The organism is Psychromonas sp. (genome assembly GCF_041586535.1).
Taxonomy (GTDB): Bacteria; Pseudomonadota; Gammaproteobacteria; order Enterobacterales; family Psychromonadaceae; genus Psychromonas.
The window spans coordinates 1-9,598 of sequence record NZ_JBFGZY010000151.1; the positions used below are offsets into that span (position 1 = coordinate 1).

General features: G+C 42.8%; 8 protein-coding genes. 2 read left to right on the forward strand and 6 right to left on the reverse strand.

The annotated features are described in order from the left end of the window. Positions 1–291 precede the first annotated feature (291 nt). Positions 292–1,307, forward strand: a protein-coding gene (locus ABZA00_RS14705) for an IS630 family transposase (RefSeq protein WP_372882914.1) whose coding sequence is annotated in 2 segments (ribosomal slippage) — positions 292–729 and positions 732–1,307 — 1,014 coding nt in all. Because the reading frame shifts where the segments join, the coding sequence is not laid out codon by codon here. A gap of 67 nt (positions 1,308–1,374) precedes the next feature. Here ABZA00_RS14705 and ABZA00_RS14710 read toward each other — a convergent pair. Then, positions 1,375–2,082 carry a hypothetical protein gene (locus ABZA00_RS14710; protein WP_372882915.1) on the reverse strand — a complete coding sequence of 236 codons (708 nt, stop codon included), beginning with the start codon at positions 2,080–2,082 and terminating at the stop codon, positions 1,375–1,377. Between the two features lie 412 nt (positions 2,083–2,494). On the opposite strand from ABZA00_RS14710, the gene ABZA00_RS14715 reads away from it, so the two are divergent. Then, the gene (locus tag ABZA00_RS14715) at positions 2,495–4,123 is read left to right on the forward strand and encodes a glycerol-3-phosphate dehydrogenase/oxidase (protein WP_372882916.1); all 1,629 of its coding nucleotides are present in this window, start codon (positions 2,495–2,497) and stop codon (positions 4,121–4,123) included. Between the two features lie 176 nt (positions 4,124–4,299). Here ABZA00_RS14715 and ABZA00_RS14720 read toward each other — a convergent pair whose 3' ends face one another. The 5 genes from ABZA00_RS14720 to ABZA00_RS14740 all read right to left on the reverse strand — a co-directional run bounded on the left by ABZA00_RS14720 (position 4,300) and on the right by ABZA00_RS14740 (position 9,139). Next, positions 4,300–4,947: an OmpA family protein gene (locus ABZA00_RS14720; protein WP_372882917.1), complete on the reverse strand. Its 648-nt coding sequence runs from the start codon at positions 4,945–4,947 to the stop codon at positions 4,300–4,302. 152 nt (positions 4,948–5,099) lie between these two features. Further along, a complete protein-coding gene (locus tag ABZA00_RS14725; protein WP_372882918.1) occupies positions 5,100–6,530 on the reverse strand; it encodes a DUF3300 domain-containing protein in 1,431 nt (476 codons plus the stop codon). A gap of 119 nt (positions 6,531–6,649) precedes the next feature. Beyond that, positions 6,650–8,095 (reverse strand): ATP-binding protein, encoded by a 1,446-nt coding sequence (locus ABZA00_RS14730; RefSeq protein ID WP_372882919.1) that lies wholly within the window; start codon positions 8,093–8,095, stop codon positions 6,650–6,652. Next, complete coding sequence (locus tag ABZA00_RS14735) at positions 8,095–8,787, reverse strand: response regulator transcription factor (RefSeq protein ID WP_372882920.1); 693 nt, start codon at positions 8,785–8,787, stop codon at positions 8,095–8,097. The genes ABZA00_RS14730 and ABZA00_RS14735 overlap by 1 nt, the downstream gene beginning before the upstream one ends. 43 nt (positions 8,788–8,830) lie before the next feature. Next, on the reverse strand, positions 8,831–9,139 hold the full coding sequence (locus ABZA00_RS14740; protein ID WP_372882921.1) for a PepSY domain-containing protein: 309 nt from the start codon (positions 9,137–9,139) through the stop codon (positions 8,831–8,833). Positions 9,140–9,598 lie beyond the last annotated feature (459 nt).

Below are 9,598 nucleotides of genomic sequence, written 5' to 3' on the forward strand. Positions count from 1 at the left end.
GCGAGCTCTGCGAGTCCTGTCCATCGCCGGTGTCTCGCACTAGCAATGCTGGCTAAAGCGCTATGAGCAGGTGAGCTCTGCAAAACCTCTTCCATCGCCAGCGGCTGCACAAACAAAGCAGGCTAAAGCCCGCGCCCCCTTTCCAATCGTAGCTACCAAATCCAGAAAACCTCAGCAGGGATTTTTTCGTTTAAGCGCCTGATACGATAGTCATACCAAACGCATTAAATTTGTGATCACCTGTGGTATACCTTATAAATTAGCAGACAGTTGGTTTAATAATTAAAAAATATGACAGATCTATCAATCCCATATACAAATAATGCGAGCCTTAAGCTCCGCTATATGTCGATACAGAAATTTAATGAAGGTCAATCTAGAGCTTCAATAGCAAAAAATCTCACTGTTAGCCGCCGTTTAGTTAACGAATGGATAGCAAAATATCTATCCAATGGCTTTGATGGCTTAGGGCTAAAATTAGCGACCGGGCGCCCACCTTTACTTAATGACCGACAAAAAACTCAACTCAAAGAATATATTATTGCTAATGCCGCAAAAAAGTCGGGTGGTCGCCTAATGGGTAAAGATATTCAAAAATATATCCAGGAAACATATCTCGTCACCTACAAGATAAGAAATATTTACAGGTTAATGAAAGAGTTGAATTTGGTTTGGATCACTTCACGCTCGAAGCACCCTAAACAAGACCTAGAAGCACAAGAAAACTTTAAAAAAAATTCTTGATTGAAGTTATTAAACTTATTCCAGGCCATGCGGGACTTGATACTATTGATATCTGGTTCCAAGACGAAGCGCGTTTTGGGCAACAAAATACCACAACAAAAATCTGGGCAGAAAAAGGCTGTCGGCCAAGCGTCATCAGGCAGCAGCAGTTTATATCAGCACATATCTACGGTGCAGTTTGTCCGGCAACAGGTCAAACAGAAGCCTTGATTAGTCCCGTTTTAAGCATGGAAATGATGCAAAAACATCTTCAGTTAATATCGGATGCAACACCGAAAGGACGTTATTCTATTGTTCTCATGGATCGTGCTAGTTGGCACTCAAATAAGATTGTGGGTAAATTTGATAACTTATCAATTATACACCTTCCTCCTTATTCTCCAGAATTGAATCCAATTGAGCGGGTGTGGTCATGGCTACGACAAAATGATTTAGCCAATTTTGCATTTAAAGATTATGAGGACATTGTTGAGCAGGTTAGCCGAGGATGGAATAACTTTAGGCATCAGATAGAGCAGGTAAAAACACTCTGCCAAAGGGAGTGGGCAAAACTGAACACTTAATTAATGCGTTTGGTATAAGTCACTGACTTGCCAAAACGTTATGCCCAGATTAAATTTTCTTGTACCTTTATGCCGAAACTGGATTGTTTTTGCGTATCTCTTTAATCAGGCTGGCCAGTTTATGGTAGGTGCTTGGTTCGTTCTGACAATAGGTGGCCATACTCTCGGCAATTTCAATTTTACAGGGCAAATAATTACTTAACTTTTTATTTTGTAAAAAACTCACGATTTGCGTGTAGTAGGGTTTTTTATGGTGGAATACTTTTGAAAAATCTTGTTTGCGAATATCAGGGTGAGACTTTAATAACGTCGTGTTAAAGCAGGCATTGATAAAATCTTTAGGGGAAAAAGATTCAATAAATGAGCCTCCGACTTTTCCGTCAGGTAAATGGACAACGGGCTGATAGGGCACTCTGAACAGGTGAATGTTAGCGGGCATGTTGGAGAAGTTTTTTATGTCAGATTTAGCTTTTAAATCATCACCGTAGGTAAATATCATGGGGCTCAAATACCTAGGGGGCTGGTTCATCAATTTGACAGTATGTTTTAAATTATCAATACCGCCATAGTGGGCAAGGACAATACCGTATTTTCTGAAATTAATCCCGAGACCTTCTTCAAGCAGGATTCTGAAAGCCATTTTTTCACTTTCATCCTCTACAAAAAGATAGATACAATGCGCTAAATCAGACTTAACTAAAGACTCGCGATAAACCATATCGGAAGCAGGGGCTGCTAAAACGGTCTTACTCTCAATACTTTGTCTATCTAACATAAAGCTCCCAATTAAAAACTTAGTTAGGCATTAATCCGTGTATTTTGTCTCATTGATAAATTTATTTGTAACATAGAGATCTGTTTATAAGATAGGAAATCGTGTTTGTTTTGTGACTTAGGTTTGATGCTTTTTGTTTTTTAGTGATCTTTAGGTGTGGCGAGGTGTTTATCAGCATAGTTTAATGTTTAATTTGTGGAGTATTATCGCAGTAGTTTCCGGAACCGTATGTAATTATGCGAAAAAATACCCCTAAGAACGTAAATAATCTACTATTAGATTTATCTATTCGGCAATCTGGGTTTGGGCACAAAAATAGTGCAACTATGTCAATTTGTTATTTTTATTAAACCGGTTGTTCTATTAATTGTCAGTTTATCGCGTTTGACAACATTATTGGCAGGGGATAAAAATGAGCAACCTCCGTAATACAAACCTGCAGAAACTTCCTGTGGAGCTCTTTGATGTGCTGGTGATTGGTGGAGGGATAAATGGTGCCGTTTCAGCCGCTGCGTTGGCAGCTAAAGGCGCTAAAATAGCACTGATTGATAAAAACGATTTTGCCGCCTGTACGAGTTCTAATTCCTCTAACCTCGTCTGGGGCGGGATTAAATATTTGGAGAGTTTTGAGTTTTCTTTAGTTAATAAGTTGTGTAAAAGCCGGAATCACCTGATGCGTTGTTATCCTGCATCGGTTAAAGAGATCCGTTTCTTAACCAGTATTCACAAGGACTTTCGTTTCCCGCCTTTCGTTATTTTTCTCGGCAGTCTCTTATATTGGATGATCGGCCGTTTTCATACCAAAATGCCAAATTATTTGACCGCAGCAAAGATTAGATCAATGGAAAAAGTGATCAATACAGCTTCTGTGATTGGTGGTTTTGAGTACTCAGACTGTTACTTACCGGATAATGATGCCCGTTTTACCTTCAACTTTATTCGTTCCAGTATGAGTTATGGCTGTATTGCCGCAAATTATGTTGAATCACTGGGTTCAGTTCGAAAAGAGGACATCTGGCTAACCAAGGTGCGCAATACGATTAGCGGAGAACAATTCACCATTCGCTCCAGAGTACTAATAAATGCCGGCGGCCCTTTTGTTGATGCGTTGAATAAAACCAACAAAGAGAATACCGAACATCACCACCTGTTCTCAAAAGGAATACATTTAATCGTCAATAAGGTCACTGACAGTAACAAAATACTGACTTTTTTTGCCGATGACGGCAGGCTGTTTTTTGTTATTCCGATGGGGCCCAAAACCTGTATTGGCACCACGGACACTCAGGTAGAAACGCCTGAGGTTTATGTGACCAATACAGACCGGCAGTTTGTGCTCGATAACGCCAATAAGCTGCTGCAGTTGGATAAAAAGTTAACAACAGCTGATGTGATTGCCGAACGCTGCGGGGTAAGGCCACTTGCCATTAAAGGTAGCGGTGGTAAGGCCGAGTGGGTGAAGCTGTCACGTAAACATGCTATTGATAGCAATATGGAGAGTGGTTATCTGTCCATATTTGGCGGAAAACTAACGGATTGTCTAAATGTTGGGGATGAAGTTGTTGCTCTTGTTAAAGATTTTGGCATCGTTTTGCCACATCTAAAATACAAATGGTACGGTGAACCGGATCCGGCGATTAAGCGGGAGTTTTTGCATCGGGCAGAATTAATGGGATTTGATCAATTAACGCCAAAATCTTCTTCGGAGCCTTTAACAACAAGATTCTGGCGTCGTTACGGGCGAAATGCGCTCAATATGCTCGAGAGCATCCGTGAAAGTCCGGAAAAAGGGGAGTTATTGATTGAAAACTCGGAATATCTGCGGGTTGAAATTGAGCACGCGGCACAACGGGAAATGGTGACCAAGCTGGACGATTTTTTACGCCGGCGTTCGAAAATAGCATTGGTGGTGCCGGCGTTGGATATTCTGTCAGCACCGGGACTAAAAGAAGCTTGTCTGATCTTGTTTGGCGAGGAAGCGGATGCCAAGTTACAGGAATACGAGGAGATGCTTTTATCCATGAAGCATTCAGGCAATTAACCTTCGTGATTAGACCATCACATCACACAATATAAATTGTACAAAATAAATTAAAGGGTAAAAAATCCGAACAGTTGTTCGGATTTTCTGCACCAGCTGTACATTTTTAACAGCCGGATTAGGGAAGAGTACTGCTATCCGACTGAAAAATGCTCACCATTGTCCTCTGTGTGCGCCTAGTTAGCGATGATATTAATCTCTACACGGCGGTTAGCTGCACGACCGGCTGCTGTATCATTAGTTGCTATCGGACGGCGTTCGCCATAGCCTGTTGTACTTAAGCGCCCGGATTTTACGTTTTGGCGAATCAGGTACTCACCGACTGATTCAGCACGACGCTCGGACAGAGTTAAGTTTGATTCTGAACTGCCGACGCTGTCGGTGTGACCGATAATTCTTAATGATGATTTAGGGTACTCATTAAGAATTTTGGCAACCCCATTTAGGGTTTGAAAAATACTGCCGCTTAATTCATAACTTCCGGTAGCAAAACCAATGCCCTGCGCCATAATAAGTTGCAGTTCGTTTTCGCCAACACGTTTAACTTGTACACCTGAATTTAATAATTCATCACGAAGTGCAGCTTCCTGCTGATCAAAATAATAACCAATTCCTCCACCGATGGCTGCGCCTCCCAGTGCGCCAAATACAGCGGCATTTTTCTTACCTGTTGCAGCTCCGGCAATTGCACCGATAACTGCTCCGCCAAGCGCCCCCTTAGTCGCAGTGTTTGTTTCTTGCTCGCCAGTTGTTGCACTTTGGCGAGCACAGCCGGTTAAAAGTGTTACTAACATTAATGCGATAATTGATTTGTTGTTCATCATGTTAACCTTCTTTTACTAAACAATGCCTTGTACCTAAAAATATCAAGTACATAGCGATTTTATTTGAGTGAGTTAAATTCAATTAATGTATTGTCATCCTATTAAATAGTAGGTTATTTATTTTTTAATTAGAACCATTAGTTAATATTTTTCTAAAATTTTACACATTGCAAAGAACCTGTATTACCCGCTTGATTTCTGCATTTTGAGCCGGACTGGGTATCTTTATCTCGGCGCTGTTGTTTTTTCTGTTGAACCCTTTCAGTTCTATTACCTGTTTTCTGTTCACTTTTTCTCTGAGTCGGTTGTATGACCTTTAACTGCCTATCCCGCTGATAGCCTTCAGTCCGGTTACGAGTTTTCAGTTCGCTTTTTGCCTGAGTCGGTTGCATGCCGTTTAGCGGCTTATCCTGCCGATTGCCTTCAGTCCGGTTGCGGGTTTTCAAGTCGCTTTTTGTCTGAGTCGGTTGCATGCCCTTTAACTGCCTATCCCGCTGATGGCTTTCAGTCCGGTTACGGGGTTTTAAATCGTTTTTTGTCTGAGGCAGATGTTCGCCCTTATTTGACTTATCCCGTTGTTTAATTAGCCGTTTCACTCTATCTCTATTACGCTCAATATTATTAATATGTATTTTATTATCCGTTAGCCGACGATGTTCATTATAGGGAATTTTTTGTGGCGACACACGGTTGGGGAGGCGATCATCACGCTGCCTTACATGATGAGGTTTACCTCCGGGTACGCGATGAATATATTGTGGTTTATGACGCCAGCGATGTGCACCTTCGCTGCTGATGATGCGTTTGCGAGGACGATAAAAATGGGAATTACGATGATTAACGACGATAAGATGGCGCCTGTGCCAGTTAAACGTAGTGAAATAATAGTTGAATGAGATCTGTATACCGCTGTGCCAATAAAAGTGGCTGTGCGGACGGCGAACATAATAAGGGTAAGGGGCCCAATATACAGGTGGATAAGCTGTCCAGTACCAGTGGCCGTAGACCACTCTTGAGTCATAATAGGGTACGTAAACAATCCCGTGATGAGCAGGCTCTATAATAATTTGATTATCAACGCGGGTGACGGACATATTCTCCATCTCCGGCAAACTCTTTGCCCGATCGGCTTGCCGTCTTAATGATTGAATACTGGCAAGCAGCGCGGCCTCATCCTGTAAAAAAGCCTGACCGAGTTTTTGCGTCCAGTTTAAATCATCGCTGAGTTTTTCGAGTATATTGGGAAAGGCCAGAAGTGCAATGACACTGGGATCCCAGTTTTTATTCTCGGCCTTTTGCATTAGCTGACCGGCATTGAAATGCCTGTTTTCAGTGCGCCAGCGGTTCGCCTGCACTACCTCAAGCGGGTAGGTTGAGGCAATTAATATATGGGTCAGCAAACTGTCAGGGTACAGGGCGATCGGCGCTAAAATCTGTGCCAGTTCCGCTTCACTGAATTCAGTCTGTCCGGCATATTGTTCTTGCGCATCGGCATCATTAATAAATACCATCGGTAGCATAATCAGCATGCCTATTAGCGCGATATACAATGAGCGGTAACATGTCAAAGTGAACTTGTTCATATGCCCTCCAAACTCTTTTTATCAGGTTATAGCGATTATAAAGAGTCGAAGATGAACGCAAGCTGAAAGGTAAGTTTAATCCAGTGCCTTATTTTTTAAAGTTCCTGTGCGGGTTGTGTTCAGCCTGCCCCTAAGCTAAAGCTAAACAAAAATTTGGCGCCCCCGAGCCTTTCTGATGTTGATACGGAGAGTTGACCGTTATAACTGTCAATCAGATCTCGAACGATAGCAAGCCCTATCCCGTGACCATGCTGATAGGAATCCGCGCGAATGCCCCGTTCGAAGATCTGTGTCCGTTGCTCTGTAGTTACCCCTTTACCGTCATCTTCAACCGTTATGGTTAACAGGTTCTCGGTCGTTGTTACGGTTAATAAAACCTGTGATTTTGCCGCCTTGCAGGCATTATCTAATACATTACCAAGGATTTCGGTCAGATCGCTTTGATCACCTTTAAAAATAGCTTGCGGATCAACATGCTGATTAATCAAGATTTGCGGCTCCTGATAAATTTTAGCCAGTGTTCGTATTAGCTTATCAGAGACAGAGCTGACCTTGATGCCTAGGTGCCAGGAGGAACCTGCCGCGCTCTGCGCGCGTTTTAATTGATGTTCTATCATTTTATTGATCACATCTACCTGCTCGACAGCAGAACGGCTTAAGCCCTTTTGACTTTGTATGACTGCCAGTGGTGTTTTCAGGCTATGGGCCAGATCCGACAGAGCATTACGATAACGCTTGCGTTGATTTTGCTCGGTATTCAGCAGTGCATTAAGCTGCCGGGCAACAGCTTGCAGTTCTGTCGGATAGATGGTTTTAAGCTGGTTAGCATGGCCCTGTTCTACCTCCCTGAGTTCATGAGTGAACTGAGCCAGTGGTTTGATGGTCCATGATAACCAGGCTGCCTGTACAATAATCAGCAGTACCATTAAGATTAGTAACCAGGTCCAGAGTTGTTTGGTAAATTGCTTTACCTGCAGCTTAAAATCGGCTTGATCTTTAATGATATGGATGGTGAGCGGAAACTGCCCGGTCTGTTTGGCGCTGCTCTGATGTTCGAAAAGGGCACTGAAGCTGTAGATAAGGTAAGCTTTGCCTTCAAGTGTTATCTCTGAAAATGCACTTTGCCCGGTAACCGGGTAAGGTAAATTATCCGGTGCTTCTAAACCTAGAAATGAGTTAGACTGCCAGAGAATATTGGGCGAGTGACTGCTTATTGTGTCTTGTGTCCCTGACAACAGTAGATCATTATTCTGCTTCTGAAGGGAGGGTGTGGAGATCAGTGCATATAAACCGGATTGAATAACGTTAAACTGGTTATTTAATAGCTGCTCAGGCATTACCAGTTGCTTGTCTTCGACCTCGGTGACCGCGAGCACAGCCGAAACATAGGCACTGAGTTCATTTCTAGTGGCGCTTTTTGCCTGTTGTTTAAATGCGTCGTTTAAGGTCAAGCCGATTAAGGGCATCAGCACCAGGATCACTAACAGGGCGCTAAGAATAAGCCTGACTTTGAGTGAGCTTAAGAGCCCCTTATTGTTAGTCGAACTGCCACCCTGAATGCTCATTAACCGGGATCTTGATTTTTTGTCAGTGGCGTTAGACGGTAACCCTGTCCTCTTAAGGTTTCAATCAGCCCGTATTCATTATCGGGATCCAGTTTTTTTCTTAAGCGCCGCACAAATACTTCGATCACATTGGAGTCGAGATCAAAGTCCTGATCGTAAATATGCTCAGTGAGCACCGTTTTAGATTTAACTTCACCGGGATGGAGCATGAAATATTCAAAAAGTTTATATTCTGAGCCGCTTAAGGTGATAAATTGATCGCCTTTTTTAACTTCCAGGCTGCTGGTATTTATACTGAACGGACCATTGTTTATTACCGGACTGGCTTTGCCTGCTGAGCGGCGAATCAGGGCTTTCAGACGTGCCACCAGCTCCTCCGGGAAAAAGGGTTTGGTAAGGTAGTCATCTGCGCCGGCGTCGAGCCCTTCTACTTTATCCTGCCAGCTATCCCGCGCAGTTAAGATTAAAATAGGGAAGTCCCGCTGCTGTTCTCTAAGCTGGGTGATTAATTCAAGACCATTGAGTTTAGGTAAACCTACGTCGATGATGGCGGCATCATAAGCACATTCAGTACCCTGAAAAAGACCTTCTTCACCGTCCGATGCGACATCGACCAGATAGTTGGACTCACTTAAGTGTTCTTTCAGGTTGGTCTGCAGATCAATATCATCCTCGACTAAAAGTATTCTCATTTGTTGGCTCCTCTGAGTATCTTTAAATTTCTTCTGAGAAGGATCAATTCCTGCTGATACGGCCAGTTTGTGCATCGATTAAAACATAAAACACCAGGCCTTCTTTGGATAGCATCTTGACCTTGTAGCCCGGGTGGCTATTGACGCTGCTTGATTGCGCTTTGAGAACTTTACCTTGGTATTGGCGCTGAGCGAGCTGAATTGCCTGAGCGCGACTGCTAACCTTAAGTTTCGATGACTGCCCGGCGGTGCTTGCTACCTTGCCGTTGTTAGCAGCCTGGGCATCGGGGACGAATGCAGTTAACGGCAGGGCTAAGCAAGCCGTCAGTATCAACATAGAAGCTGTTTTCATTAAATGCACCGCCTTCATTAAAAGAACTATTTAACGCATAGTCTAATGAATAATGAGCAAGTTGTCATCCGGGTAAAGCTGCGGTCTAATAATTTGCCATGTTGAAATAATGCCTATTTTAATGAGCTCAACAGATACTAATATATGCCTAATCCAATACGGTCAGGGCGCAGGATGTGGTTGTAACACTTCGCCTGCAGAGACAGTGTTATGAATATTACACCTTAATTCGATTGCACCGGTCTTGAGTAATTATACCAAATCCGATAATTATCTATTCATTTATGCTTGTTAAAATGAATGCTAGCTTCGTTATTGATTTTGTAATTAGTTCTCATCCAGAAACAGCGTATTTTTAGTACCCCCTCAGTTCGGTCTTGGATTTTATCATGATTCCAAGGCCAATCTTACCTTCAGTAACGCACACGAAGTGTGCGATCGCGACATTTTTCAATTTTA

Bases quoted from the DNA above. Each gene is read 5' to 3' on its own strand.
- ABZA00_RS14710 (WP_372882915.1), bottom strand. From the start codon at position 2,082: ATGTTAGATAGACAAAGTATTGAGAGTAAGACCGTTTTAGCAGCCCCT.
- ABZA00_RS14715 (WP_372882916.1), top strand. From the start codon at position 2,495: ATGAGCAACCTCCGTAATACAAACCTGCAGAAACTTCCTGTGGAGCTC.
- ABZA00_RS14720 (WP_372882917.1), bottom strand. From the start codon at position 4,947: ATGATGAACAACAAATCAATTATCGCATTAATGTTAGTAACACTTTTA.
- ABZA00_RS14725 (WP_372882918.1), bottom strand. From the start codon at position 6,530: ATGAACAAGTTCACTTTGACATGTTACCGCTCATTGTATATCGCGCTA.
- ABZA00_RS14730 (WP_372882919.1), bottom strand. From the start codon at position 8,095: ATGAGCATTCAGGGTGGCAGTTCGACTAACAATAAGGGGCTCTTAAGC.
- ABZA00_RS14735 (WP_372882920.1), bottom strand. From the start codon at position 8,787: ATGAGAATACTTTTAGTCGAGGATGATATTGATCTGCAGACCAACCTG.
- ABZA00_RS14740 (WP_372882921.1), bottom strand. From the start codon at position 9,139: ATGAAAACAGCTTCTATGTTGATACTGACGGCTTGCTTAGCCCTGCCG.